The organism is Nocardiopsis sp. MT53 (genome assembly GCF_019598965.1).
Classification (GTDB): domain Bacteria; phylum Actinomycetota; class Actinomycetes; order Streptosporangiales; family Streptosporangiaceae; genus Nocardiopsis; species Nocardiopsis changdeensis.
In genome coordinates this window covers 6,451,531-6,477,829 of record NZ_CP080599.1, presented here as the reverse complement: position 1 = coordinate 6,477,829, position 26,299 = coordinate 6,451,531, and the positions used below count along the sequence as shown (strand labels likewise).

Below are 26,299 nucleotides of genomic sequence, written 5' to 3'. Positions count from 1 at the left end.
GGAATGGGACGATCGGATGACCACATGTTCAAGGGCGGGCGTACGCCCCGGCCCGGACGGGACGGCCGCGTGAGCGCAACCGCCGACGCCCCCGCCGACGCGCGCACCCCCGACGGCGTCCCCGCCGACGTCCGCGCCCTGGGCCGGCGCACCCTGCGCCGCAACCGCCGCGACGCCGCCTGCGCCACCGCCCTGCACTCCCTGCACCAGCTCGCCGAGGCCCTGGTCCCCGTGGCCATCGGCGTCACCATCGACCGGGCCGTCTTCACCGGCGACGTCGGCGCCCTGGCCCTGTGCGTCCTGGGCATGGCCGCCCTGTTCACGGTGCTGGCCCTCGCCTACCGCATCGGCGCCCGGTTCTCCATGCGGGCCGCCGAGAACGAGGCCCACCTGCTGCGGGTGGAGGCCGCCCGCCGGGCCCTGGACCCGCGCGGGGAGCGCAGCGGACTGCGCGCCGGGGAACTGCTGTCCGTGGCCACCTCCGACGCCGAGCAGGCGTCCCAGTACGTGCGCGCCTGGATCGGGCTCATCGCCATGGGCAGCGCGATCACCGTCACCACCGTCGCCCTGCTGGCCATCGACGTCCCCCTGGGGATCGGCGTCCTGGTCGGGGTGCCGCTGATGATGCTGCTGCTGCGCTTCCCCGCCGCCCGCATCACCCGGCGCAGCGAGGCCAAGCAGGCCACCGCCGCCGGGGCCACCGCCCTGGCCACCGACCTGGTCGGCGGCCTGCGCGTGCTCATGGGCATGGGCGCCCGCCGCGCCGCCGCTGACCGCTACCGCCGGGCCAGCGGCGTCGCCCTCACCGCCTCGGTGTCGGCCGCGGCCAGCAACGGCGTGTACCGCGGCATGGTGTCGGCCGCGGGCGTGCTGTTCCTGGCGTGCGTGGCCGCGGTCGCCGGCTGGATGGCGCTGGAGGGGCGGCTGACCATCGGCGAGCTCATCACCGTGGTGGGCCTGGCCCAGTTCCTGGCCGAACCCGTCCAGGGCCTGGGCATGGTCGGCCAGCTCTTCGCCACCTCCCGCGCCTCGGCCCGCCGCCTGGTGCGGCTGCTGACCGCCCCCGCCGCCGTCACCCCCGGCGAGCGGCCGGTCCCGGCCGAGCCCGTGGTGGAACTGGACGGGGTCGCCTACCGCACCCTGCGCGGGGTCGACCTGCGGCTGGCCCCGGGCGAGACCGTGGGCGTGCTGGCCACCGACCCGCGCGACGCCGAGGCGCTGCTGGAGCTGCTGTCGGGCCGGGCCGTCCCCGAGGACGTCGAGGAGGGCCGGGCCGCGGTGGGCGGAGTGCCCGTGCACGAGCTCGACCTGGCCGCGCTGCGCGCCGCCGTCCTGGTGGAGGAGCACGGGGCGACCCTGTTCGAGGGCACGCTGCGCACCAACCTGGCCACCGGCGGCGACCGCGACGAGGCGCACCTGCGCGAGGCGTTGCGCGCCGCCGGGGCCGAGGACCTGGTCACCGGGCACGCCCAGGGCCTGGACCGGCCCATCGCCGACCGGGCCGCGAACCTGTCCGGCGGGCAGCGCCAGCGCGCCGCCCTGGCGCGCGCCCTGGCCGCGGACCCGCCGGTGCTGGTCCTGCACGACCCCACCACCGCCGTGGACGCGGTCACCGAGGAGGCGATCGCCCGCGGACTGACCCGGGCCCGCGCCGACCGCGCCCCGGCGGGGGCCACCCTCGTGGTGGCCGCCAGCCCGGCGCTGCTCTCCCGCACCGACCGGGTGGTCGTCCTGGAGGAGGGGCGCGTCCGGACCGTGGGCACCCACGCCGAGCTGGTCGGCCGGGACCCCGCCTACGCCGAGGCGGTCCTGCGGTGACTCCCCTTCCCTCCCGCTCAGCCGGGAGTTTCCCCCGCGCGGCGACGCGCCACCGCGGTCCGGCGGCACGGCCCGGCCGCGGCGTGCCCCGCCGCGTGGCGGCACCACCCCGCGGTCCCGCCCTCCCGGGCACGGCGGCGGACGGCGGACCCGCCCGGGGCGGGGCGCCGGGCACAGAGGCAGGTTCCCCGGGCGCGGGCGCGCCGGGCACGGAAAGGACGGTGACCGCGTGAGCGCGATCGACGAACACGCGGACCTGCTGCCCACCGCGTCGGCCCGGCGCACCTGGGCGGTGCTCGGCGACGGGGTGCGGCGCAGCGGCTGGGGCACGCCCCTGTCCCTGGTCGTGGTGCTGTCGGGCAGCGCGGTCGGCCTGGTCGCCCCCTGGACGCTGGGCACCATGGTCGACGACATCTCCGGCGGCGCCGGACTGGACGCGGTGCTGCGCGCGGCCGGGATCATCGCCGCGGCGGCACTGCTCGGGGGCCTGCTCACCGGGGCGGGCGCCTGGCTGGTGACACGGGCCGGGGAGCGGATCCTGGCGCGGCTGCGCGAGCGGGTCATGGACCGGGTCCTGCACATGCCCGCCGCTCAGGTGGAGCGGGTGCGCATCGGCGACCTGCTGTCCCGGGTGGGCGACGACGTCGCAGTGGTCACCACCGGCATCGCCCGCAACGGCCCCGACGTGGTGATCGCGCTGGCCATGGTGCTGTCGACGGCGGCCGGGATGACCGCCCTGGACTGGCGGCTGGGCCTGGCCGGGCTGTGCGCCCTGCCGGTCTACGTGTGGGCGGCCCGCTGGTACCTGCCGCTCTCGGGCCCCTACTACGCCCGCGAGCGGATCGCGATGGGCGAGCGGTCGCACGCCATGATGGGCGCGCTGCGCGGGCGGTCGGCGGTGCGCGCCTACCGGCGCGAGGAGGAGCACGAGGGGCGGGTCTCCGACCGGTCCCTGGCGGCCATGGACATCACGCTGTCGGTGTTCCGGCTGCTCACCCGGTTCGGGTCGCGGCTCAACGGCGCGGAGTGCGTGGGGCTGACGGCGGTGCTGGTCGCCGGGTTCTGGCTGGTGCGCGGCGAACTCGTGACGGTGGGCGCGGTCACCGCCGCGGCGCTGTACTTCCACCGGCTGTTCGGCCCGATGATGTTCCTGGTCATGAACTTCAACGAGGTGCAGTCGGCCGGGGCGAGCCTGGCCCGGCTCGCCGGGGTGGTGGACCTGCCCGAGGCCCCCGAGCCGGAACGGCCGCGCGAGCCGCAGGACGCGTCGGTGCGGGTCAAGGAGGTCGCGCACCGGTACGGCCCCGACACCCCGCCCGCCCTGGACGGGGTCTCGCTGGAGATCGCCCCCGGGGAACGGGTGGCGCTGGTGGGCGCCAGCGGCGCGGGCAAGAGCACGCTGGCGGCGGTGATCACGGGCCTGCGCGTCCCCGACACGGGCGAGGTGTACCTGGGCGGGGTGCCTCTGGCCGACCTGGGCGAGCGCCTGCTGCGCGGGCACGTGTACCTGGTCAGCCAGGAGACCCACGTGTTCGCCGGGACCCTGCTGGAGGACCTGCGGCTGGCCCGCCCCGGGGCGGACGCCGCCGAGGCGGAGGCCGCGCTGGAGCGGGTGGACGCGCTCGGCTGGGTGCGGGCGCTGCCCGAGGGGCTGGACACCGTGGTCGGCGAGGGCGGCCACCCGCTCACCGCCGAACAGGCCCAGCACCTGGCGCTGGCCCGGATGGTGCTGGCCGACCCGCCGGTCGCGGTGCTGGACGAGGCCACCGCTGAAGCGGGCAGCGCGGGTGCGCGCCGCCTGGAGCGGGCCTCCCTGGCGGCCACCGAGGGCCGCACCACACTGGTGGTGGCGCACCGGCTGACCCAGGCGCAGGCCGCCGACCGGGTGGTGGTGATGGACCGCGGCCGCGTCGTCGAGCAGGGGCCGCACGCCGACCTGGTGGCGGCCGGCGGCCGCTACGCCGACCTGTGGCGCAGCTGGCAGGGCACCGCCTGAGCCCCGGCCCGGCGGGCACCGCGCCGGCCGGCCGTGCGGGGCGCGGGTTCCGGCGGAGTCCGGGCCCGCCGGGGCCGGGCGGCGGGCTCAGAGCACCTTCCGGGCCCCCGGCAGCGCACGGACGGGAAAGGCCAGCATCCAGCAGAGCGGCAGCCCCAGGGCCGCCACCAGCGCGAACTTCGCCACGGCCGGCGCCTGCACCACGCTGAACGCGTATCCCAGGGCCACCAGCACGACCGGGTGGACCACGTACACGGTGAAGGCGTGCTCCGACAGGAACCGCCCGAAGGCCCCCTGGCGGTCCAGGCGGTCCCGGAACAGCACCAGCAGGCCCGTGATGAGCCCGACGGCCAGTACCGACTCGGAGACCGCCATCACCAGGGACTGCCAGGTCCCGCCGCCCAGGAACTCCGTTCCCCCGGAGGAGCCGACGATGAGGACGAGGATCGCCGCCGCGGCCGCGCCCGCCGCGGCGAACCCCGCCCGTCCGGCTTTCCCGGACAGGCCCGCCGGCAGGCCGCGCCGGGCCGCGAGCACCCCCACGGTGAACAGCGCCGCGTACTGCGGCAGGTAGGCGGGGGTGGGCAGGCCCAGGAACCCGGCGTCCATCGGCAGCCAGATCCGCCACCCGTAACCGGCGAGGCCCAGCCCAAGGACGAAGCCCGCGACCGCGACCGGGCCGGGCGCCCGCCCCGGTTCCGGCGACGGCCGGTCCGCGCCCCGGCCTCCGCGCGTCAGGTACCGCCACAGGACGTAGAGCGCGCTGAACACGAACAGCACCTCCACGAACCACATCGGCCCCGGGGTGAGCGAGGTCAGGTAGTACTCCCAGTAGGGCAGCGCGCTCCCTTCTGCGAGGGCCGCGTCCCTCTCCGCCGTGTACTCGCCCACCGTCACCAGAGGGCGCAGCAACAGCAGCCAGGCCAGCAGCGGGATCCCCAGACGCAGCAGGCGTTCCCCGAGGAGGCCCCGGCCGCCCCTGCGGTCGTGGGAGCCCGGGAGGAACAGGCCCGCGATGAGGAAGAACGCACCCATGAAGAACGCCTGGTCGAACACCAGCATCAGGTCCAAGAACATCCCGGAGGGGTCGGCGGCCGGCTCCAGGTAGTACCAGCGCGGCACGTTGCTGTAGGCGATGGCGGCATGGTGCAGCACCACCAGCACCGTCAGGGCGGTGCGCAGGTTGTCAAGGTAGAGCAGCCGCGGGACGCCCGCGGACCGCACGGCCGGGGCACCGGTGGGCAGGGACATGGTTCGTTTCTCCTCGGGGGTCGTGGCGCGGGAGGGGCCGCCCGGGTCCGCGGGCACGCCGGGGGGTGGCCACGCGGGGCGGTCCGGCGCCGTTGCGCGGCGTCGCGAAGGGGCACCGCCGTACGCGTCGGCACCGGGGGCGGAGGAGCAGGGGCGGAAGAGCCGGGCCCCGGGGTCTCCAGCGGCCCTGAACCGAGGCTAGGGACCACCCGTCCGCGCGGGAATCCGTCCCGGCCCCGGTCCGGGGTGGGTCTGGACCCACACTTGCTCCGGACGGATGCGCTCGGCGGGGCCGCCCGGGAGAATGGCGGTGGGCGGCCGGGCCGCGCCGCACCGGGCGTCGGTCGGCCGGGACCGCCCGTCCCGAGAAACGCCCCCGTCCACGGCCGCGGCGGGACCCGCGCCCCCCGGCCGGAGAACCGGAGAAGAGCATGGACCGGCCCCCCGGCGGACCCCTCCTCGCCGTCGCGCGCCCTTTCGCCCAGGGGGCGGTGCGCTCCTCCGTTCTCCTCGTGCTCACCGCGTTCGTCCCCGGGATATGGGTGGCCGCCGCGTTCTTCTTCCTCCGGCTGACGGGCAGTGCGTTCGGGACCTTCTGGTGCGTCTTCGGCGTGGCGGTGCCCTGCCTCGTGGTGTTCCCACGCCCCGTCTGCGGCGCCGTGCGGTCGCTGGTCCTGCGCTGGACCGGAACGGCGATCCCCGACTCCTACCGGCCCCTGGTCCCGGTGACCAGGATGGCGACGCGCTACTGGTGGAACGGGTACGACTACCAGAGGTTCCGCTGGGTCTCGCTGTTCCACCGGTGGATCCTGTCCCGGGTGTACGACCCCGCCGCCTGGCGCGACATGCTGTGGCTCCTGGCCGCCCCGTTCACCGCCGGGGCGGCAGCGGCGGCCCCGCTGGCGCTGACGGCCGCGGGGGCCGCCGCGGTGGTGCGGCGGTGGTCGCCGCCCCCGCCGGTGCCGGACTGGGCCGGAACACCCGTGGCCGTGGCGGTCGCGCTCCTCGGAGTGCTCCTCCTCCCGGTGGGATGGCGGGTCGCCGTCCCCTCGGCCCGGCGCCTCCTCGGCCCGTCGGCCCCCGCGCGGTTCGCCGCGAGGATCGCCGCGCTGGTCCAGGGGCGGGCCGACCTCACCCACGCGCAGGAGGCCGAGCTGCGCCGGATCGAGCGCGACCTCCACGACGGGGCCCAGGCGCGGCTCGTCTCCATCGGCCTCTCGCTCAGCGCGGCCGAGCGGCTGCTGGACGACGACCAGACCGAGGTCAGGGAGCTGCTGAGGCAGACCCGGGAGAACTCGCTGGCCGCCCTGCGCGAGCTCCGGGAGCTCGCGCGGGGGATCGTCCCGCCGGTCCTCGCCGAACGCGGGCTCGTCGACGCGATCCGCGCGCTCGCCCTGGACGCGCCCCTGCGGACCGAGGTCCGTTCCACGCTGGAGCACCGGTTGGAGACGCCGATCGAGTCCGGTCTGTACTTCGCCACCGCCGAACTCGTGACCAACGCCGTGAAGCACTCGCACGGGTCGGCCATCGACATCACCATCGACCGCACCCGCCAGGGCGTCGCCGTCACCGTCGCCGACGACGGCCGCGGAGGGGCCCGCGCCGGTGCCGGATCGGGGCTGGCGGGGCTCAGGACCCGCCTCAACGCATTCGACGGTGTCCTCCGGATCGACAGCCCGCCCGGCGGACCCACCCGTATCACCGTGGAGGTGCCGTGCGCATCGTCGTAGTAGAAGACCTCTACCTCCTGCGGGACGGCCTGGTTCGGCTGTTGGAGGCTTACGGACACAAGGTCGTGGCCTCCGCGGGTGACGGGCCGACCGCTCTGCGGCTGCTCGCCGAGCACCGGCCAGACGTGGCCGTCGTCGACGTCAGGCTGCCGCCCACCTTCTCCGACGAGGGCCTCCAGGTCGCGCTGGAGGCGCGCCGCGGACAGCCGGGCCTGCCGGTGCTCATCCTGTCCCAGCACATCGAACAGCTCTACGCGCGCGAGCTGCTCGCCGCGGGAGGCGGCGGCGTGGGATACCTCCTGAAGGACCGGGTGTTCGACGCCGACCAGTTCATCGAGGCGGTGGAACGGGTCGCCCGCGGCGGCACCTCCCTCGACCCCGCCGTCGTCGCGAAGATCATGAACGCGGGCTCCGCGTCGCCCCTGGACGCCCTCACCGCCCGCGAGCGCGACGTCATCGCGCTGATGGCCGAGGGGCTGTCGAACCAGGCCATCGCCCGGCGCCTCTTCCTCAGCGAGGGGGCGATCAGCAAGCACACCACGGCGATCTTCGCGAAGCTCGGCATCGAGGCCGACGCCGACGGCAACCGCCGTGTCCGCGCCGTTCTCACCTTTCTCGGGGCGGCCGGCAGGACCTGACCCGTGCCGCGGCCCGCGGACGGCCCGCCGCACTCCCGGCCCTGACCGCGGCCCCGCCGGGGGCGCCCCGCACGCGGGTGCTCCGGACCCCGGTCCGCGTGCACGGCCGAGGGGGCGGTGGTGGGCGGTCGGGCGGCCGGTGGCAGGCTGGGCGGACGCGCCGGGGACCCGCCCCGAACGCGCCGAGACGAGAGGTCGGTGGGCCGCGATGACCGTTCCCGACACGGGGACGCCCTGGCTGCGCCGTTTCCATGCCAGGCCCGGGGCCCGGCTGACGGTGGTGCTCTTCCCGCACGCGGGCGGGACGGCCAACTTCTACCGGGAGTGGGCGACAGGCCTGCCGGAGGGGTTCGCGTCGGTCGTCGTGCAGTACCCCGGCCGGGAGACCCGGTTCGGCGAGCCCCTGGCCGCGCGGCTGGAGGACCTGGCGGCGGGGGCCGCGGCGGCCCTGGAGGGCCACCTGACCGGCCCGTACGCGCTGCTCGGCCACAGCATGGGCTCGCTGGTCGCCTACGAGGCGGCCCGCCGCCTGGCAGGCGGTCCGCTGGGCCCGCCGGTGCGCCTGTTCGCGTCGGCGCGGCGCGCCCCCGGCCGGGAGGGGCCCGCCTCCGGCGTCCACCTGCTGGACGACGACGGCCTGGTCGCCGTCATCGAAAAGCTCGGCGGCACGCCCCCCGGCCTGCTGGACGACCTCGACCTGCGGTCCCTGGTGCTGCCCTCGGTGCGCGGCGACTACCGGCTCGTCGACGCCTACCGGCCCGCCGCCCCCGAACCCCTGGACGTGCCCATTACGGCGCTGGCCGGGGCCGACGACCCCTCGGTCCCACCCGCCGAGGTGGACCGCTGGGGCGATCTCACCACGCGCGGGCACGTCCTGGAGGTGCTGCCCGGCGGCCACTTCTTCCCCGTCCGGCACCGGGCCGAGGTGCTGCGCGTCCTCGTCCGCGACCTCGCCGGCGCGGTCTGACCGGGGCGGCCGGCGGGAGGTCCCCCGAGGGGACGGCCCTCCCGCCGCGGCCGCGCCCCCGGTCACGGGCGGGGAGCCGTCACAGGCGCGGGTCCACCGGGTCCGCCGCGGGTCCCTCGATCCGGTACCGGTCCAGGGCGGTCACGACGTAGGCGCCCTCCCCGTCGGAGCGGTCGGTCCAGGAGGTGGTGCCGGTGACCCCGAGCAGGGCGTCGGCGGTCAGCGCCTCGCACACGTCCTCGATGTCCCCGGAGGCCACGGCCTCGGCCTGGTCGGCGCCGACGCGGTAGACCGCGTAGGAGCGGGCCCCGTCCAGCTCCTTCCAGGACAGCTCGGTGCCGTCCTCGCCGGTCTCGGCGCTCAGGCCGCGCACCTCCCCGACCTCGGGGTCGGTGTCGGGGGCCACGTCCGCCACGGGCGGCAGCGCCGGGTCGGAGTAGTACTCCTCGCGCAGGTGGCCGAACGCCTCCGCGGCCTCCTCGGTGAGCGACGTGAAGGAGAAGTACACGTCGCCGCCCACCTGCTCGACGCTGTCGGAGTAGTCGAGCTGGTCGGACAGGGCGCTCTCGCCGCGCCAGCCGGGCTCGCCCGCCCGGTAGGCGGCCTGGCCGATGTACAGGTCCACGCCGGTGCCCTCCACCTGGTCGGCCCACCAGTCGGTGAGGACCTCGTAGTCGGCCGCGGCGAACCCGCGCTCCCAGTACAGCTGCGGGACCACGTAGTCGATGGTGCCGTCCTGGATCCAGGTGCGGGTGTCGGCGTGCTGGGCGGCGTAGGACTCCAGGCCGTCGGTGTCCGACCCGGCGGGGTCGCTGCCCGCGTTGCGCCAGATCCCGAACGGGGAGATACCGAACCGGACCCAGGGCTTCTCCTCCTCGATGCGCTCGTGGATCCCGGCGACGAACCGGTTGACGTTGTCGCGGCGCCAGTCGTCGCGGTCGTCGAAGTCCCCGCCGTGCGCCTCCCAGGAGGCGTCGTCGTCGAACTCCTCGCCGTCCTTGGGGTAGGGGTAGAAGAAGTCGTCGAAGTGGACGCCGTCGATGTCGTAGCGCTCGACCACGTCCATGATCACGTCGGTGACCCAGGCCCGCACCTCGGGGTTGCCGGGGTCGAGGAACCCCTCGCCGCCGTAGCGGACCATCCAGTCGGGGTGCTCCTTGACGGGGTGGTCGTCGGCGAGGGTCTCCAGGTCGGAGGAGATGCCGACGCGGTAGGGGTTGAACCAGGCGTGCAGCTCCAGGCCGCGTTCGTGGGCCCCGGCGACGGCGTACTCCAGCGGGTCGTAGCCGGGGTCGCCGCCCTGCTCGCCGGTGAGGTAGCGCGACCAGGGCTCCAGGTCGGACTCGTAGACGGCGTCGGTGGTGGGGCGCACGTGCAGGAACACGGTGTTCAGGCCCAGCTCGGCGGCCTCGTCCAGGCGCGCGTCCAGCTCCGCCTGCTGCTCCTCGGCGGACAGGCCGGGCTCGGAGGGCCAGTCGATGTTGCCGACGGTGGTCAGCCAGGCGCCGCGCATCTCGCGCTTGTCGTCCGCGGCCCGGCACAGGGAGGCGCCGGGGCCGGGCGCGGGGGCGTCGGCGGCGCCCGCGACCGCGTAGCCGGCGGCGATCACCGCCGCGGCGGCGCCGAAGGCCGCCCACTTCCTGTAGGGGCGGGGAGCGGTGCGGGTGCTGTGTCGGCCGGATGCCACGTGACCTCCTCGGGGCCTGGCTCGGGGCGCCGTGCGGCGCACCAGGCATCAGAGTAGGTCATTACATAACATTTCAGACACACAGGAGCCTCGAAGAGAATAATTTTACCTTCGCCGGGTAAACCAGTGCGGCTCTGTGCGTCCGGTCAGTCGGTCACCGCCTGGCCGTGCTTCCAGTAGCCGATGAAGGTGATGTCGTCCTTGGCCACGCCCCGCTCGCGCACCAGGTGGCGGCGCAGCTCGGTGGGCAGCGCGTTCTCCCCGGCGACGAAGCAGTACAGGCGCTCCTGCGGCAGCTCGGCGGCGCGCACCGCCTCCAGGGCCAGGCGGCCGGGCACCGCGTGCGGGTCGGCGCGGGGCAGCCAGTGCACCTCGACCCCCGGCAGCGACCGCAGCGGGCGGACGTCGTCGGCCGAGGGCACCTCCAGGTACACGCGGGCCCTGAGGGTCTCGGGCGCCTGCTCCAGGGTCGACACGAGCGCCGGGAGCGCGCTCTCGTCGCCCACCAGCAGCTGGAACCCGGCGCCGGGGGAGGGCAGGTAGTAGACGCCGTCGGTGAGCAGGCCGATCTCGTCTCCGGGCCGCGCCGCCCGCGCCCACGCCGAGGCCGGGCCGCCCTCGCCGTGGTCGACGAACTCGATGTCCATCTCCCGGGCCGGGGCGTCGAACCGGCGCACCGAGTAGTTGCGCACGTAGGGCTGGCGCTCCTTGGGCATGTCGTACAGCTGCGACACCCAGCGGCGGTCGGTGGCGGTGGGCAGGTGCAGGCGGTCCTGGCCGGGGCGGGTCAGGAACAGGCGCACGAACTGGTCGCGGCCCAGGAACTCGAAGTCCGCGAGCTCCTCCCCGCCCAGGGTGATGTTGATGAAGTGCTTGGTGACCCGCTCGGTGCGCACGACGCGGGCGCGCATGATCGCGCGGTGGGCGGGGTTCTCGACACGCACGGGGCACTCTTCTCGGATCGGACGAACGAGCACGAACGTCCCTGAGGTTAGCCTTACCAACCCGCCCCCGTCGACCCGGGCCCGCCGACCGGCCCCTCTGGAATCGCCTTCCCGACCTTGGAGGCCCCATGTCCCCGACGGTTCCGACCTGCCCCTGGCCATGTCCGGATATGTACGCCCCTGGACGTACGGCGTCAGCCACTCCGAGCCGTGGTTGCGCACCGGGGTGCATCGTGTGCGGCGGGTTCACCGCCTGGCGGGTGGGCCCCGACGGCGGCCGCCGGGAGGTCGTCGCCCGGGCGGGATCACTCCTGAGGCCCCGATGAGCGAAGGGGCGATGACACGGGCCGGCGGGTGAGGCCGCACCTCGTGCCGCGGGACGCGCGGACCGGCCGGACCGGAGCGGGTCAGGCGGGGCCGAGGCGGCGGTCGAGGATGCCGGCGAGCACGGCGCAGCCGCGTCGCAGCTGGGGTGGGGACGCCGAGCCGTAGCCCAGGACCAGGCCGTGCACGGTCGGCTCGCCGTGGCTGGTGCGGCCGGTGTCGTCGACCACCACGCCGCGGGCGGCGGCCTCGGCGACCACCGGGGCCACCTCGCGGGCGGGCAGCGGCAGCATCGCGTGCAGCCCCGCGGTGTCCCCGGTCAGGCGCGGCCCCAGGTACTCGATGAGCAGGGCGCGGCGGCGCGCGTACTCGGCGCGCATCCGCCGCAGGTGCCGGTCCAGGTCGCCGCGCTCCAGCAGCAGCGCTGTGGCGGCCTGCACCGGGCCCGGGGTGCGGTCGGTCAGGTTGCGGCGCACCCGCGCCAGGTGCTCCACCAGGTCGGGTTCGGCGACGATCCACCCGATGCCCAGGTCCGGGGTGAGGGTCTTGGACAGGGTCCCCAGCAGCACCACCCGCCCCGGGTCCATCCCGTACAGGGCGGGCAGCGGGGCCACGTCGTAGCGGAACTCGGCGTCGTAGTCGTCCTCGATGACCACCGCCCCCGTCGCCCGCGCCCACGAGATCAGCAGCTCGCGGCGGGGCACCGGCAGCCGCCCGCCCAGCGGGTACTGGTGGGCCGGGGTGGTGTACACCAGGCCCAGGCCGTCGGGGAGCGCGTCCACGACCAGCCCGTCGCGGTCCACCGGGCACGGGACGATGCGCGCCCCGCGGGCGGCCAGCACGGCGCGGGCCTTCCCGTACCCCGGCTCCTCCACCCCCACCCGGTCGCCCGGGGCGATCAGCGCCGCCCCCGCCAGGTCCAGCCCGTTGCCGGTGCCGCGGGTGACCAGGACGTTCTCCGGGCCCACGGCGATCCCGCGGTACCGGCGCAGGTGCTCGGCGAGCAGGGAGCGCAGCTCCGGCAGGCCGCGCGGGTCCGGGTCGTCGTCCTGGGGCAGGTCGGCGGCGGCGCGCCAGGCCCGCCGCCAGGCCGCCCGGTCCACCGACCCCACCCAGGGCGCGCCCGGGCGCAGGTCGATCAGACCGCGTTCGCGCAGCTCGGCGCGGGTGGGCCGGTCCTCCGTCGCGGTGCGGCCGCTGCGGGCGGCGGCGGTGCGCCAGGCCGGTTCGATGGGGGCGGGCTCGGCGGGCGCGGGCGCGGCGCCCGGGGCGACGAAGGTGCCCGACCCGTGCCGGCCCTCCAGCCACCCCTCGGCGTACAGCTGCTGGTAGGCGTCGGTGACGACAGTGCGGCTGACCCCCAGCTGGGCGGCGAGGGTCCGGCTGGAGGGCAGGCGCTCGCCCGGGGTGAGGGACCCGCCGGTCACGGCCGCGCGCAGGGCGGCGGCCAGCTGGAGGGTGAGCGGCGCGTCGCCGGAGCGGTCCAGGCGCAGGGCCGGTTCGGCGTGCTGTCGGGGCACGGGCGCGGGCTTCCTAGAGTTCGAGGTGGTACAGGCCGACCGGCGCGGGCGGCGGCAGCGGCGGCGCGGAGCCGGGGTCGGTGCGGAAGGACCGCAGCAGGTGGCCGACCATGCGGCGGGCGGCGGCCAGCGCCGCCTCGGCGGTGTCGGCGCGGATGCCGTCGACGGCCATGAGGACCAGGGTGAGGTCGGTGCGCTCGAAGTCGGCGCGCAGGGCCCCGGCCTGTTTGGCGCGCAGGATCAGCCGCGCGAACCCCTCCTCGGCCCGCGCGCGGCGCTCCTCCAGTTCGGGCGAGAGGGGGGAGGAGCCCAGGAACGCGGCGCCGAACCCCCGGTCGGCGACCTGCATGGCGGCGATGCGGTACAGCGAGGCCGCGAACCCGCGCCAGGGGTCGGGGTCGGCCAGGGCGTGGTCGACGAGGTCGGCGCAGGCGGAGGCCTGGTCGGCGAAGGCCTCGGCGACCAGGTCGTCGCGCGTGGGGAAGCGCCGGTACAGGGTGGCGGTGCCCACTCCGGCGCGGCGGGCGATGGTGGCCATGGGCACGTCGATGCCGTGGGAGGCGAACGCCTCGCGGGCGGCGCGCAGGATGCGCTCGCGGTTGCGCAGGGCGTCGGCGCGCAGCGCGGGTCCGGCCGACGCCATCTGAGACGGATCTCCGGGCATGTGTCTCACATTACCGCTAAGTGGACGATGCCCTCCGTTTCCCTGGTTACCGTTCACGGGGCACGGGCCGGACGGCGGCCCGCACACCCCACCGTGAACGGAGGAGACGGGTGGCACAGGAGATGCGCGCGGCGCTGTTCGACCGGTACGGGCCGCCGGAGGTGATCTACCAGGGGCGCCTGCCGGTGCCCGACCACGGCGACGACCGCGTCCTGGTGCGGGTGCTGGCCACCAGTGTCAACGGCGGCGAGCTCTCGGGGCGCTCGGGCGCACTGGGCCCGCTGGGCGGCCTGGTCATGGGCGGGCCGCCCCGGCGGCTGGGCCTGGACTTCGTCGGCGACGTGGTCGCGGTGGGCGCGAACGTGCGCGGCGTCGGGGTCGGCGAACGCGTCTGGGGCCTGCTGCGCGGCTTCGGCGCCGCGGCCGAGTACGTGGCGGTGGCGCCCGACCGGATCGCCGCCGTCCCCCGGGGCATGGACCCGCTCCAGGCGGTCGCGATCCCGGTGGCCACCACCACCGTCACCGCCCTGCGCGACAAGGCGCGGCTGCGCCCGGGGGAGCGGCTGCTGGTGCGCGGCGCCACCGGCGGCGTCGGTGTGAGCGGGGTGCAGCTGGGCAGGGCCTACGGCGCGCACGTCACCGCCCTGGCCCGGGCCGAGCACCTGGACCTGGCCCGGGAGCTGGGCGCCGACGAGGCCTTCGACTACCGCACCACTGCCCCGGCCGACCTGGGCCGCTTCGACGTCGTCCTGGACACGGTGGGCACCGGCCTGCCCGCCTACCGGGCCCTGCTGGCCCCGGGCGGGCGGATGGTCGCGGTGTCCTTCGACCTGGACCGCCCGCTCCGGTCCCTGGGGTACATCCTGGGCTCGGCGGTGCACGGCCGCGGCCGGGTGCGGTTCTTCAGCGGGAACCCGCGCCGGGACCTGCTGGAGGAGGTGGCCCGCCTGGTCGAGGCCGGCGACCTGCGGCCGGTGGTGGACCGGGTGTTCCCGCTCTCGGACCTGGCCGGGGCGCATCGTGCGCTGGAGGCGGGCGGCGTGCGCGGCAAGGTGGTCGTCGACACGACCGCCTGAGCACCGAAGTGGTCGTGCGTTTCGGGGCGGAAGTGGCCCTGTTCGGGGGTCCACCCGGCTCCTAACGTGAAGGCATGCACTCGACCACCGAAACCGTTCCGGGCCGGGGCCCGCAGGCCCCGGCCGCCCCGGACCCCGCGTCCGCGCCCCTGTCCGCCACCGACCGGACCCGGCTGCGCCGGGGCAGGCACAAGCAGCGCGAGGACCGCGCCGAGCTGTACGCCCTGCTCGACGAGGGCCTGTTCTGCCACCTGGGCGTGGTCGTGGACGGCGCCCCCCGCGTGATGCCCACCGCCTACGGGCGCATCGGCGACACCCTCTACCTGCACGGGTCCACGGGGGCGCGGTCGATGAACGCCGACGGCGAGGTGTGCGTGACGGTCACCCTCGTGGACGCCCTGGTGCTGGCCCGGTCGGCGTTCCACCACTCGGTGAACCACCGGTCGGCGATGGTCTACGGCCGCCCGCGGGTGGTGACCGACCCGGACGAGCGCACGGCCGGGCTGCGCGCCCTGACCGAGCAGATCGCCCCGGGCCGCTGGGCGGAGATCCGCGAGCCCGACCGCAAGGAGATGGCGGCCACCCGGGTGCTGGCGCTGTCCCTGGCCGAGGCGTCGGTGAAGGTCCGCACCGGGCCGCCGGGGGACGAGGAGGAGGACATGGACCTGGACGTGTGGGCCGGGATCGTCCCCGTCCGGCAGGTGTACGGCGAGCCGGAGCCGGACCCGCTGCTCAAGCCGGGCATCGGGGTCCCGCGCCACCTGCGGGAGCACCGCTCGCCCGCCTGACCCCGGGCGGGGCGGGAACCTCCCGGAATCCGTGCGAGTGGAGGACACCAAGTGGCCTCCACCCCCGCGAGAGTGGGGTCACCGAAGCGGAACGCGCGAGACGAGGGAGCGACATGACCGTTCTGGTGACCGGTGCGACGGGGACCGTGGGGCGCCACCTGGTGCGGTGGCTGGCCGACCGGGGGCACCCCGTCCGGGCGCTCACCCGCCGCCCCGACCGGGCCGACCTCGGCCCCGGGGTGGAGGTGGCGGGCGGCGACCTCACCGACCCCGCCACGCTGAAGGACGCCTTCGCCGGGGTGGACGGCGTCCACCTCATCACCTTCGGCGGCGACGACGGGGCCGAGCTGGCCGAGGCCGCCGGCATCGTCGAGCTGGCCGTCGCCTCCGGGGTGCGGCGCGCCACCGTCCTGGGCGCCTTCGGCGGCAGCCCGATGGAGGACGCCGTGCGCACCGACCGCCTGGAGTGGACGGTGCTGGCCCCGATGGAGTTCATGTCCGGCGCCCTGGAGTGGGCCCCCGACGTGCGGGAGGCGGGCGCGGTGCGGACCCTGGCCGCCTGGCCCAGCGCCGTGGTCCACGAGGCCGACATCGCCGCCGTCGCGGGCGCGGCCCTGACCGAGGGCGGCCAGGGCGGCCGCGACCTGGTCCTGACCGGCCCGCAGGCGCTCACCCCCGCCGAGCGGGCGCGCGACCTGGGGGAGGCGCTGGGCACGGAGGTCGGCTGGGTGCACCTGACCGAGGACCAGGAGCGCGAGCGCCTGCGCTCCCAGGGCTTCCCCGAGGATTACGTCGAGTTCGGCGTCGCCCTGGCCCTGGGCCCGCCCGAGACGGCGGGCCGGGTGCTGCCCACGGTGCGGGAGGTCACCGGGCGCCCCGCGCTCACCTTCGCGCAGTGGGCGCGCGAGAACGCCGACGCCTTCCGGGCCTGAGCCGGTGCCGGGCGGCCTCAGGGCCGCCCGGCCTCACACCGGGACGGCCTCGACCAGCGTGTTCCCTGAGGGCGCGGGCAGCGTGCGCACCGACTCCAGCGCGAACCCGGTCCAGGCGCACAGGGCCTCGAAGCCGGCCCGGGTGCGCTCCCGGCCACCGGTGTTGACCAGCATGTTCAGGTCGCTCAGGAACGGCACCGGCGGACCGGCCGCGCCGGGGCCGTCCGGCAGCATCGGCTCCACCAGCAGCAGCCGGCCGCCGTCGGAGACCGCTTCCCGGCAGCGGGACAGGATCGTCGCCGCGCGCTCGTCGTCCCAGTCGTGGACGATGCTCTTGAGCAGCATCACGTCCCCGGCCGGCAGGGAGCGGAAGAAGTCCCCGGCCACCACCGAGCACCGGTCGGCGACCCCGGCCTTCTCCAGGACCGCCGGGGCGCGGGCGGCGCCGCCGGGCGCGTCGAACAGCACGCCGGCCAGGTGCGGGTGGCGGGCCAGCACCGCCGAGATCAGCGTGCCGTCGCCGCCGCCCACGTCCACCACCGTGGAGAACGGCGCGAAGTCGTAGGCGTCGGGCAGCACCCGGGCGGTGCCGCGGGTGCCGTCGGCCATGGCGGCGTGGAACATCTCCGCCCGGTCGGGGTGCCCGTCCAGGTGCTCGAAGAACGACGTGCCGTGCACGCGCTCGAACGCCACCGAGCCGTCGCGCACGCTCTGCGGCAGCTCCCGCCAGGAGTCCAGCAGCAGCGCGTCGGTGTAGAACCGGGCGATGGCCGCCCGGGAGTCGGGGTGGTCGGTGCGCAGCAGGTGCCCGGCCGGGGTGAGGGCGTACCGGCCCGGGCCGGTCTCGGCCACCAGCTCCACGGCCTCCAGCGCCCGCAGCAGGCGTTCGAGGGTGTCGGCGCGCGCGTCCAGGGCGCGGGCCAGCTCGGCCACGGTCGCCTCCCCCTCGCCCAGGGCGTCGGGCAGGCCCAGGCGGACGGCGCCGCCCACGAGGTGGGCGACCATGCCGCCGAACAGCATCCCGCCCAGGGTGCGGTGGGCGCGGGCTTCCTCGCTCGTGTCACCCAACGGGTTCACTCCTCGCTTCCGGTGCGGTGGGGGAGCACCGCGACCGGGACGGTGGCGGTGTGCAGGACGCCCTGGCTGACCGAGCCCAGGAACATGCCCTGGACGCTGCCGCGGCCCCGGGAGCCGACCACGATGAGGTCGGCCTGCGCCCCGGCCTCCACCAGGGCCTCCACCGGGTTCTTGCGGGTGCGCACCACGGACACGTCCACGTGCTCGACGGTCTCGTCCATGACCTCGGCCAGGACCCCGGCGACGATCTCCTCCGACTGCCGGTCCAGGAAGTCCTCGGGCGGGGTCCATCCCGAGGCGATCAGCGCCTGGGACGCGAACGGGGTGGGCGCCTCCCAGCTGTTGACCACGGTCACCTCGGAGTCCGTGATCCGGGCCGCCTCGTGCAGGGCGAAGTCCAGGGCGTGCTGGGAGTCCAGGGACCCGTCGACGCCGACCACGATGCGCCGGGGCTCCAGGGGCACCGGGCGGCCCTCGGCGGGCCGGGGCACCACCACGACCGGGCAGGCGGCACGGGCGGCCAGGCGGATACCCGCCGACCCGGCCAGGGCCGCGCGGACCGGGCCGAAGCCGCGCGAGCCCACCACGACCAGGTCGCCGGGGCCGGACCGGTGCAGCAGCGCCGCCGGGGGCTCCTCCAGGGCGAGGTCGGTGAGGACCTCCACCCCGGGGCGCAGCCCGCGGGCGTGGTCCGCCTCCTTCTCCAGGATGCGCCGGCCCTGCTCGGAGATCTCCTCACTGGGAGGGAACCGGGTGCGCCCGGCGTAGACGCTCACCACGACCGGCATGGACAGGGCGTGCACCACCTTCAGCGGCCACCCTCTCCGCTCGGCCTCGGCGCAGGCCCACTCCAGGCCCGCCCGCGCCTCCGCGGAGCCGTCCACGCCCGTCACCACCGCCGGTGCGCGTCCCTGGTCGTCGGTCATCGCTGCCGCCTCCTTCGCCCCTGGCGCCCCGTTCCGCGCCCTGAGAGGAGTGTGCCCCACGGGCGGTACGGGAACCGGGACCGCGGCTGGTGTGGCGGAGAACTCGGGCGCCCGGGGGCGGGGCACGGGTCAGCCGTGCGCGCGGTCCCCCGCCCCGGAGGTCCGGACCGCGTGCTCCTCGGCCCAGGCGACCAGCGGGACGAGCCGGGCGGTGACCTCGTGCCCGGCCTCGGTGAGGCTGTACTCCACGTGCGGCGGCACCACCGGGCGGGCGTCGCGCAGCACCAGGCCCTCGGCCTCGAAGGAGCGCAGGGTGCGGGCGAGCATCTTCTCGCTGACGCCGCCGATGCGGCGCAGCAGCTCGCTCCAGCGCAGCGGCCCCTCGCGCAGCGCCACCAGGACCAGGACGCCCCACTTGGAGGTGACCTCGCCCAGCAGGCGGCGGGACGGGCAGTCGGCGCTGAACACCTCGCCCTTGGGAAGACCTCCGGTCATGCTCACCCCGCCAACCTACCCGCAGGCGGCCCCGGGCGCGCGGGAGGGACGGCGGGGCGGACGACGGGGCCGGCGGCCGGGGCGCGCGCGAGCCCCGCGGACCCCGCGGGGCGGCTAGTGTCCGGTAGACGGGACGGGAACGGTCCCGGGCCCGGCAGGGCCAGCGAAGAGAAGGAAGCCCCGGCTTGCAGACGAACACCCCGGCCCCCCGGGACCCGAGCACCGATCAGCGGACCATGCCCCCGTGGCTGCCCCGCGCGGTCCTGATGGTCATGTGGACCGTCACGGCCTTCGGCGTGGCCCTGTGGCTGTTCCTGGAGCTGCAGGGGCTCATCGTCCTGCTGCTGATCTCCCTGTTCCTGGCGCTGGCGCTGGAACCGGCCGTCAACTGGCTGCACCGGCGCCACTGGCCCCGCGGCCCGGCCACCGGCGCGGTCATGCTGCTGGTGGTGCTGGCGACCGGGGTGTTCCTGAGCATGCTCGGTTCCATGCTGATCGGGCAGGTGCTGTCCCTGGCGGCCGAGACGCCCCGGATGCTGCGCGCGACGCTGGTGTGGGCCAACGCCACCTTCGGCACCGACTACTCGCCGACCAACCTCATGGAGTCGGTGACCAGCGCCAGCGGGGTGGTCCAGCAGTACGCCTCCCGGATCGCCGACAACGCGCTGGGCGCGGGGTCGACCCTGCTGGGGCTGCTCTTCAACGGGCTGGCGGTCGCGCTGTTCACGTTCTACCTGTGCGCCGACGGCCCGCGCTTCCGCCGGGTGATCTGCTCGGTGCTGCCGCCGCGCACCCAGCGCGAGGTGCTGCGGGCCTGGGAGATCGCGATCGAGAAGACCGGCGGGTACCTGTACTCGCGGGCGCTGATGGCCCTGGTCTCGGCCATCGCGCACTACCTGGTCCTGGCGGCCCTGGACGTGCCGTTCGCGTTCGCGCTGGCGCTGTGGGTCGGGGTGCTGTCGCAGTTCATCCCCACGGTCGGCACCTACGTCGGCGGGCTCGTCCCGGTGCTGGTGGCGCTGCCGCAGGGGCCCTGGACGGCGGTGTGGGTGCTGGTGTTCGTGGTCGTCTACCAGCAGTTCGAGAACTACGTGCTCCAGCCGCGCATCACCGCCAGGACGCTGGACATGCACCCCGCGGTGGCCTTCGGGTCGGTCCTGGCGGGCGTGGCGATCATGGGGGCGCCGGGCGCGCTGCTCGCCCTGCCGATGGGCGCCAGCCTCCAGGCGTTCCTGGGGTCCTACATCCGGCGCTACGAGGTGGAGGAGCACCCGCTGCTGAGCGCTTCGGAGGAGCCGGCGGAGGCGGCGGACGGTGAGCGGGACGAGCCGCCGCCGGGCGGTGCGGAGGGGCCGGAGGAGGGCTCCGGCGGGGACGGCGGCGCTTCCGGGGCGACGGACGCCGCCTCGGGCCCGACACCCCCCTGACACCCTGACCTCCTGACTAACCTTGAGGTGGGTACCTGATAAAAAGGTGGGTACCGGAACCTTGGAATGTGCCTCCCACCTGCGCGGTTGTCCCAGGGCAGCGACCGGGGACGTCCCGGTCCGGCAAGGGAAGGACCATCGCTCATGTCCGTCGTCATCGTGGGTGCCACCGGCCACCTGGGCCGCCTCACCGTGGAGGAGCTGCTGGAGCGGGGGACCCCGGCCGAGGGGATCGTCGCGGCGGGCCGCGACGCCGGGCGCCTGGCCGCGCTCGCCGAACGCGGGGTGCGCACGGCGCGCGTCGACCTGGACGACCCGGCCACCCTGGCGCCCGCCTTCGCCGGGGCCGACACCCTGCTGCTGATCTCCACCAGCGAGCCGGGCCGCCGGGTGCCCCAGCACCGGGCCGCGATCGAGGCGGCGGCCGCCGCCGGGATCGGGCACATCGTCTACACCAGCGCGCCCCGGGCCGACGACACGGTGCTGGTGCTGGCCCCCGACCACAGGGCCACCGAGGAGCTGCTCGCCGCCTCGGGGATCGCCCACACCGTCCTGCGCAACAACTGGTACCACGAGAACTACGTGCCGCAGCTGCACGCCGCCCGCGACCACGGGGAGTTCAGCGGCAGCGCGGGGCAGGGACGGGTGCCCAGCGCCGCCCGACGCGACTTCGCGGCGGCCGCCGCCGCGGTGCTCGCCGACCCGGCGTCCCACGCGGGCGCGGTGTACGAGCTGACCGGCGACACCGCCTGGACCTACGCCGAGCTGGCCGACACGCTCTCGGCCGTGCTGGGCACCGAGGTCGTCTACAAGGACCTGTCGACCGAGGAGCACGTGGCCTCCCTGGTCGGCGCCGGTCTCGACGAGGGGACGGCCTCCTTCGTGGCCGCCCTGGACGGCAACATCCGCGACGGCGCGCTGGGGGAGCCCACCGGCGACCTGCGCCGCCTCATCGGCCGCCCGGCCACCCCGATCGCCGACACCCTGCGCGACCTGCTCTGACGGATCGCGCGGCGGGGCCGGCCGGATTCCCGGCCGGCCCCTTCGTGCCTCACCGCCGCTTCAGCAGGGTCCGCATGTGCTCCATGTACGCCTGGGCCTGCTCGCGGTCCGCGAACCGCGGCGGCGCCTCCGGGAGGTCCGGCCTGCGTTCCGCGGGCAGCAGGGCGTACGCCTTCACCAGGTCGGCGTGGATCCTGTCGCACTCGCGTTGCAGCGCCTCCAGCACGCGCTCCTCGGCCGCCGCCAGCTCCTGCCGGGTCCCGTAGGCCGGGGGCTCGCCGCCTGACCTCTTCCCGAACCACCGTTTCAGTCCCATGGGCCGCCGCTCCCTTCCCGATGTCGCGGCGGCCCATTATTCACCCCTCGGCTCATTCACCCCTCGGCCAGGACGCGCTGGGCGATGCGGAACGCCGAGTTGGCGTCCGGGACGCCGCAGTAGATCGCGCTCTGCAGCACGACCTCCTTGATCTCCTGCTCGCTCAGCCCGTTGCGCAGGGCCGCGCGCACGTGCATGGCGAACTCCTCGTGGTGGCCGCGGGCGATGAGCGCGGTCAGGGTGATCATCGACCGGCTGCGCCGGTCCAGGCCCGGGCGGGTCCACACGGTGCCCCAGGCGTAGCGGGTGATGAACTCCTGGAAGTCGGCGGTGAAGTCCGTGGTCGCGGCGACCGCCCGGTCCACGTGGGCGTCCCCCAGCACCTCGCGGCGCACCGCCATGCCCGCCGCGCGCACCTGCTCCTGGGTCGGGGAGCCCGGATCGGCCGAGGCGGCGGAGGGCCCCGCGAAGTGTCCGCGCAGCAGGGCGGCGACCCGGTCCGGGGCCTCGGCCGGGGCCAGGTGGGCCACCCCGTCCAGGACCTCGACCCGGCCGCGGCGCACCCCATGGGCGAGGGCCTCCAGCGAGGCGGGCGGGGTGGGGCCGTCCTCGGCGCCCGCGACCGCGAGCACCGGCGCGGTGACCTCCCCGAGCCGGTCGCGCACGTCGAACCCGGCCAGGGCCTCGCAGACCAGCGCGTAGCCCTCGGCGTCGGCGTCCTGGAGCACGTGCAGCAGCGAGGCGACGACCGCCGGCTCGCGCTCGGCGAACCCGGGGGCGAACCACCGCTTCGCCGACGCCTCCACCACGGCCGGGGTGCCCGAGGCGCGGACCGTCGCGGCCCGCTCGCGCCACCCCTCGGGCTCGCCGATGCGCGCCCCCGTGCACAGCAGCGCCGCCGAGCGCACCGCCTCGGGGGAGTCCAGCAGCAGGTGCAGGCCCACGGCCCCGCCCACGGAGTCGCCCGCGTAGCAGAAGGAGCGGTCGGCGTCCCCGCGCGCCGCGGTCACCCCCCGGGCGAACGCCAGCACCCCGGCGGCCAGTTCGGCCAGGGTGAACGGCGCGTCCGCGGCCGGGGCGCCGCCGTGCCCGGGCAGGTTCCAGCCCACCACGTGGAAGGCGTCGCCGAGCCGTTCGGCGGCCGCCGACCACAATGCCGCGGCCGAGGTGCCCAGCGAGGGGCCCACGAGCAGCAGCGGCCGGTCGGGCCCGCCGGCGAGTTCGACTCCGGTGATGTGCGGGATGGTCATGTGTCGGTCTCCATGAAGCGGTCGGCGCGGACCAGGACGGCGTCGACGAGCGCGTCGGCGGCGCCCGCCGTCCCCTCCGCGGGTTCGGTGCCGGCGCCGGCGAACGCGGCGACGGCGCGGGCCTCGGCGGCCAGCCCCTCGCGGGCCCCCTCGGCGGTGGCGGCCATCCGGTCGGCGTCCACCCGCAGGCCCGCCAGCAGCTCCCCGGTCTGGGAGGCCGCCACGGCGGTGCGCCGGGCCAGGGTGCGCAGGGCCGCCCACTCGGCGTGCCAGGCCCCGTCCGGGCGCTCGTCCACGGCCAGCGCCGAGGCCAGGTGCAGGGTCGAGGCCAGCGGGGGAGCGGCCAGGGCCGCCCGCCGGACGAGCACCGACAGCACCGGGTTGCGCTTGTGCGGCATGGTCGAGGAACCGCCGCGCCCGTCGGCGGCGGGCTCGGCCACCTCGGCGATCTCGGGCCGGGACAGGGTGGCGACGTCGGCGGCCAGCCTCCCCCAGGCGTCGGTGCAGGCCACCAGGGCGTCGCCCAGGGCGGTGACGGTGCCGCGCGAGGTGTGCCAGGGCGGTGCGGGCTCCAGCCCCAGCCGCCGCGCGGTCGCGGCGGCCAGGTCCGTCGCCGCGGCCACCGGGTCGGCGGCGCCGCGCGCCCGGGCCAGGTCCACGACGGCCGCGAGGGTCCCGGCGGCACCGCCGACCTGCACCGGGAACCGGAGCCGGTCCAGGGCGTCGGCGGCGTCCAGCACCCCGCCCAGCCATCCGGCGGCCTTGAGCCCGAAGGTGGTGGGCACCGCGTGCTGGGTGAGGGTGCGCCCCGCCATCACCGTGTTCCGGTGGGCGTCGGCCAGCCCGGCCAGGTGGCCGGCCTGGCGGCGCAGCTCCGCGCGCACCTGGGCGACGGTGTCCCGGGCGCACAGCACCAGCGCGGTGTCCACCACGTCCTGGCTGGTCAGCCCGCGGTGCACCCAGGCGGCGCCGGGGCCGTCGGCGCGTTCGCGCAGCAGCCGGACCAGGGCGATGACGGGGTTGCCGCCGCCCTCGGCGGCCCGGGCCAGGCCGGGCAGGTCGTCGGCGCCGACCAGGCCGGAGAGGTCGGCCGCGGCCGGGGCGATCCCCGCCCCGGCCAGCGAGTCCGCCCAGGCCTGCTCGACGGCGACCATGGCCGACAGCCAGGCGCGTTCGGTGAACAGGTCGCCCGCGCGCTCGTCCCCGGGCCAGAACAGGTCGGTCATGGCGTCCGCGTCCGGTACCCGGCCAGGTCCAGGAACACGGTCTCGCCCTCGCCCTGGAGGCGGATGTCGAACACCAGCCCCTGTGCGTCGCGGCGGGCGACCAGGGTGGCGCGGCGCTCGGCGGGCAGCGACGCCAGCAGCCGGTCGGCGGCCAGCGCCGCGGCGTCGTCGGGCAGGTAGGCGCGGGTGAACAGCCGGTCCGTCAGCCCGCGCGCGAACACGGTGACCGCGAAGAACGCCGCCGCCCCGGGTTCGGTGGGCCCCGGCTCCAGGGTGCTGAACGTGTACCGCCCGTCGCGGCCGGTCGAGGCGCGCCCGAACCCGGTGAAGGTCCACCCGTCCCGGCGCAGCGACCCCGGCTCGCGCGGCACGGAGCCGTCCGGCCGGGCCTGCCAGACCTCCACCAGGGCGTCGGGGACCGCGTTCCCGGCGCCGTCGGTGACGAGCCCGGTCAGCCGGACCGCTCCGGCCGAGCCCGGCGGCACGAGGTCGCGGTCGCCGTCGTAGGGCAGGCCGTAGTGGAAGAACGGGCCGACCGTCTGTCCCGGGGTGGCGCGCAGCCGCGCCCCCTCGCTGGTGGTGCTCACGCGCCGTCCCCTTCCTCTTGCTCCATGAGCGTGCCGTGCGCGCCGCCCAGGACGATGTCCCACCGGTACCCGGTCGCCCACTCGTGCGTGGTCAGGTCGTGGTCGTAGGCCGCCACGAGCATCTCCCGGTCCCTCGGGTCGGTGACCGACTGCAGGATCGGGTCCAGCGCGAACAGCGGGTCGCCCGGGAAGTACATCTGGGTGACCAGCCGCTGGGCGAACTCCGTCCCGAACAGCGAGAAGTGGATGTGCGCGGGGCGCCAGGCGTTGTGGTGGTTGCGCCACGGGTAGGGCCCCGGTTTGATCGTCTGGAACCGGTAGTACCCGTCGTCGTCGGTCAGGCACCGTCCCGCGCCGGTGAAGTTGGGGTCCAGCGGGGCCGGGTGCCGGTCGCGTTTGTGCACGTAGCGGCCGCCCGCGTTGGCCTGCCAGATCTCCACCAGCTGGCGGCGCACCGGCCGCCCGCGGTCGTCGGTGACCCGGCCGGCGACGACCATGCGCTCGCCGATCGGCTCGCCCGACCCGCCGATGGTCAGGTCGGCCTCCAGCGGGTCCACGTCGCGCTCGCCGAAGCAGGGGGCCCAGCGCTCGACGGTCTCGGGGTCGGTGTGGTGCGGGTCCTTGGTGGGGTGGCGCAGCGCGCTGCTGCGGTAGGGCGGGTAGTCCAGGGCCGGCTGGGGCGCGGCGCCGCGGGCGCGGGCCTCCTCGATGGCGGCGATCTCCTCGCTGACCACCGACTGGGGCTCCAGGCCGGACGCCGTGACGGGGGTGCTGTTCATGGCGGGAGGCTACGGCCGGGGGCGGGGTGGCGTGGCTCTCCTTTCCGCTCAGTGGAAGAATGTTCCCCATGGCGGGGAACACCGGTACGCCCGGGGCGACCGTGGCCGGAAGGGTCATGGCGGTCCTGGGCGCCTTCGACGAGCACCACCGGCGGCTGTCGCTGTCGGCCATCGCCCGGCGCGCGGGGCTGCCGCCGCCCACCGCGCACCGGCTGGTCGGGGAGCTGGTGCGCCACGGGGCGCTGGCCCGCGAGGAGGGCTCCTACGTGGTGGGCCGCCGCCTGTGGGACATCGGACTGCTGGCGCCGGTGCAGACCACGCTGCGCGAGGCGGCCTCGCCGTTCCTGCACGACGTGTACGCGACCACCCTGGCCACCGTGCACCTGGCGGTGCGCGACGGCGACGAGGTGCTGTACCTGGAGCGGATGGCGGGCCGGGCGTCGGTGCCGGTGGTCAGCAGCGTGGGCTCCACCCTGCCGATGCACTGCACCGGGGTCGGCAAGGTGCTGCTGGCGTACGCCCCCGAGGACGTGCGCGCCCGGGTGCTGGGGTCGCTGCGCCGGGTCACGCCGTACACCGTCACCCAGCCCGGGGTGCTGCTGCGGCAGTTGGAGCGGGTCCGCCGCGAGGGGTACGCCACCACGGTGGAGGAGATGACCCTGGGGGCGTGCTCGGTGGCGGTGCCGGTGCGGCGGGGCGAGGAGGTGGCGGCGGCGATCGCGGTCGTGGTGCCCGCGCTCAAACGCGACCGGGGGAGGCTGGTCACGGCCCTCCAGGTGGCGGCGCAGGGCATCTCCCGCAGGCTGTGACCTTTCACCTGCGGTTTTTCACTGAGCGGAAGGAAGGGTTCCGCATTCGGGGCTGTGACACGGTCCAATG

24 protein-coding genes are annotated in these 26,299 nt (G+C 76.1%); 11 read left to right on the top strand and 13 right to left on the bottom strand.

From position 1 onward, the window contains the following. Positions 1-69 precede the first annotated feature (69 nt). Positions 70-1,818: an ABC transporter ATP-binding protein gene (locus K1J57_RS29095; protein ID WP_255646679.1), complete on the top strand. Its 1,749-nt coding sequence runs from the start codon at positions 70-72 to the stop codon at positions 1,816-1,818. Between the two features lie 229 nt (positions 1,819-2,047). Further along, on the top strand, positions 2,048-3,814 hold the full coding sequence (locus tag K1J57_RS29090; RefSeq protein WP_255646678.1) for an ABC transporter ATP-binding protein: 1,767 nt from the start codon (positions 2,048-2,050) through the stop codon (positions 3,812-3,814). 87 nt (positions 3,815-3,901) lie between these two features. Here the strand turns inward: K1J57_RS29090 and K1J57_RS29085 are convergent, their stop codons facing one another. Beyond that, positions 3,902-5,065 (bottom strand): acyltransferase family protein, encoded by a 1,164-nt coding sequence (locus K1J57_RS29085; protein WP_220561892.1) that lies wholly within the window; start codon positions 5,063-5,065, stop codon positions 3,902-3,904. 431 nt (positions 5,066-5,496) lie between these two features. Here K1J57_RS29085 and K1J57_RS29080 point away from each other — a divergent pair, with 431 nt between their 5' ends. The 3 genes from K1J57_RS29080 (at position 5,497) to K1J57_RS29070 (ending at position 8,400) form a co-directional block, all read left to right on the top strand. After that, positions 5,497-6,795, top strand: a complete 1,299-nt coding sequence (locus K1J57_RS29080) for a sensor histidine kinase (RefSeq protein WP_220561891.1) — start codon at positions 5,497-5,499, stop codon at positions 6,793-6,795. After that, the gene (locus K1J57_RS29075) at positions 6,780-7,433 is read left to right on the top strand and encodes a response regulator transcription factor (RefSeq protein ID WP_220561890.1); all 654 of its coding nucleotides are present in this window, start codon (positions 6,780-6,782) and stop codon (positions 7,431-7,433) included. Before K1J57_RS29080 ends, K1J57_RS29075 begins: the two co-directional genes overlap by 16 nt. Positions 7,434-7,641: 208 nt before the next feature. Then, positions 7,642-8,400: a thioesterase II family protein gene (locus tag K1J57_RS29070; protein ID WP_220561889.1), complete on the top strand. Its 759-nt coding sequence runs from the start codon at positions 7,642-7,644 to the stop codon at positions 8,398-8,400. Between the two features lie 79 nt (positions 8,401-8,479). Here K1J57_RS29070 and K1J57_RS29065 read toward each other — a convergent pair whose 3' ends face one another. The 4 genes from K1J57_RS29065 to K1J57_RS29050 form a co-directional block, all read right to left on the bottom strand. Further along, positions 8,480-10,087 carry a glycoside hydrolase family 10 protein gene (locus tag K1J57_RS29065; protein ID WP_220561888.1) on the bottom strand — a complete coding sequence of 536 codons (1,608 nt, stop codon included), beginning with the start codon at positions 10,085-10,087 and terminating at the stop codon, positions 8,480-8,482. A 146-nt stretch (positions 10,088-10,233) separates the two neighbouring features. After that, a complete protein-coding gene (locus K1J57_RS29060) occupies positions 10,234-11,031 on the bottom strand; it encodes a siderophore-interacting protein (RefSeq protein ID WP_220561887.1) in 798 nt (265 codons plus the stop codon). A 407-nt stretch (positions 11,032-11,438) separates the two neighbouring features. Further along, positions 11,439-12,875: a PLP-dependent aminotransferase family protein gene (locus K1J57_RS29055; protein ID WP_220561886.1), complete on the bottom strand. Its 1,437-nt coding sequence runs from the start codon at positions 12,873-12,875 to the stop codon at positions 11,439-11,441. A gap of 13 nt (positions 12,876-12,888) precedes the next feature. Further along, entirely contained in the window at positions 12,889-13,539 is a 651-nt protein-coding gene (locus tag K1J57_RS29050) for a TetR/AcrR family transcriptional regulator (RefSeq protein ID WP_220561885.1), read from the bottom strand. A 122-nt stretch (positions 13,540-13,661) separates the two neighbouring features. On the opposite strand from K1J57_RS29050, the gene K1J57_RS29045 reads away from it, so the two are divergent. From K1J57_RS29045 to K1J57_RS29035, 3 genes are all read left to right on the top strand, one after another. Further along, a complete protein-coding gene (locus tag K1J57_RS29045) occupies positions 13,662-14,615 on the top strand; it encodes an NAD(P)-dependent alcohol dehydrogenase (RefSeq protein ID WP_220565857.1) in 954 nt (317 codons plus the stop codon). Positions 14,616-14,689: 74 nt separating this feature from the next. Then, entirely contained in the window at positions 14,690-15,403 is a 714-nt protein-coding gene (locus tag K1J57_RS29040; RefSeq protein WP_220561884.1) for a pyridoxamine 5'-phosphate oxidase family protein, read from the top strand. A 113-nt stretch (positions 15,404-15,516) separates the two neighbouring features. Continuing rightward, entirely contained in the window at positions 15,517-16,335 is an 819-nt protein-coding gene (locus tag K1J57_RS29035) for an NAD(P)H-binding protein (RefSeq protein ID WP_220561883.1), read from the top strand. 33 nt (positions 16,336-16,368) lie between these two features. Here the strand turns inward: K1J57_RS29035 and K1J57_RS29030 are convergent, their stop codons facing one another. From K1J57_RS29030 to K1J57_RS29020, 3 genes are all read right to left on the bottom strand, one after another. Then, on the bottom strand, positions 16,369-17,403 hold the full coding sequence (locus K1J57_RS29030) for an ArsR family transcriptional regulator (RefSeq protein ID WP_255646676.1): 1,035 nt from the start codon (positions 17,401-17,403) through the stop codon (positions 16,369-16,371). Positions 17,404-17,408: 5 nt separating this feature from the next. Next, the gene (locus tag K1J57_RS29025; protein ID WP_220561882.1) at positions 17,409-18,338 is read right to left on the bottom strand and encodes a universal stress protein; all 930 of its coding nucleotides are present in this window, start codon (positions 18,336-18,338) and stop codon (positions 17,409-17,411) included. A gap of 129 nt (positions 18,339-18,467) precedes the next feature. Further along, entirely contained in the window at positions 18,468-18,833 is a 366-nt protein-coding gene (locus K1J57_RS29020; RefSeq protein WP_220565855.1) for a helix-turn-helix domain-containing protein, read from the bottom strand. 236 nt (positions 18,834-19,069) lie between these two features. Between K1J57_RS29020 and K1J57_RS29015 the strand changes: the two genes are divergently transcribed. After that, positions 19,070-20,260 (top strand): AI-2E family transporter, encoded by a 1,191-nt coding sequence (locus K1J57_RS29015; RefSeq protein WP_220565854.1) that lies wholly within the window; start codon positions 19,070-19,072, stop codon positions 20,258-20,260. Between the two features lie 144 nt (positions 20,261-20,404). Continuing rightward, positions 20,405-21,262: an NAD(P)H-binding protein gene (locus tag K1J57_RS29010; RefSeq protein ID WP_220561881.1), complete on the top strand. Its 858-nt coding sequence runs from the start codon at positions 20,405-20,407 to the stop codon at positions 21,260-21,262. Positions 21,263-21,311: 49 nt separating this feature from the next. Here K1J57_RS29010 and K1J57_RS29005 read toward each other — a convergent pair whose 3' ends face one another. Genes K1J57_RS29005 through pcaH form a run of 5 tightly spaced genes read right to left on the bottom strand, consistent with a single transcriptional unit; the run spans position 21,312 to position 25,420 of the window. Next, entirely contained in the window at positions 21,312-21,578 is a 267-nt protein-coding gene (locus K1J57_RS29005; RefSeq protein ID WP_220561880.1) for a hypothetical protein, read from the bottom strand. Positions 21,579-21,634: 56 nt separating this feature from the next. Continuing rightward, positions 21,635-22,828, bottom strand: a complete 1,194-nt coding sequence (pcaC, locus tag K1J57_RS29000) for a 4-carboxymuconolactone decarboxylase (protein ID WP_220561879.1) — start codon at positions 22,826-22,828, stop codon at positions 21,635-21,637. Further along, positions 22,825-24,054 carry a lyase family protein gene (locus tag K1J57_RS28995; protein WP_220561878.1) on the bottom strand — a complete coding sequence of 410 codons (1,230 nt, stop codon included), beginning with the start codon at positions 24,052-24,054 and terminating at the stop codon, positions 22,825-22,827. Before K1J57_RS28995 ends, pcaC begins: the two co-directional genes overlap by 4 nt. Next, complete coding sequence (pcaG, locus tag K1J57_RS28990) at positions 24,051-24,641, bottom strand: protocatechuate 3,4-dioxygenase subunit alpha (RefSeq protein ID WP_255646675.1); 591 nt, start codon at positions 24,639-24,641, stop codon at positions 24,051-24,053. The genes K1J57_RS28995 and pcaG overlap by 4 nt, the downstream gene beginning before the upstream one ends. Further along, on the bottom strand, positions 24,638-25,420 hold the full coding sequence (gene pcaH / locus K1J57_RS28985; protein ID WP_220561877.1) for a protocatechuate 3,4-dioxygenase subunit beta: 783 nt from the start codon (positions 25,418-25,420) through the stop codon (positions 24,638-24,640). The genes pcaG and pcaH overlap by 4 nt, the downstream gene beginning before the upstream one ends. A gap of 68 nt (positions 25,421-25,488) precedes the next feature. Between pcaH and K1J57_RS28980 the strand changes: the two genes are divergently transcribed. Beyond that, positions 25,489-26,229 (top strand): IclR family transcriptional regulator, encoded by a 741-nt coding sequence (locus tag K1J57_RS28980; protein WP_255646673.1) that lies wholly within the window; start codon positions 25,489-25,491, stop codon positions 26,227-26,229. The last annotated feature ends 70 nt before the right edge of the window (positions 26,230-26,299 follow it).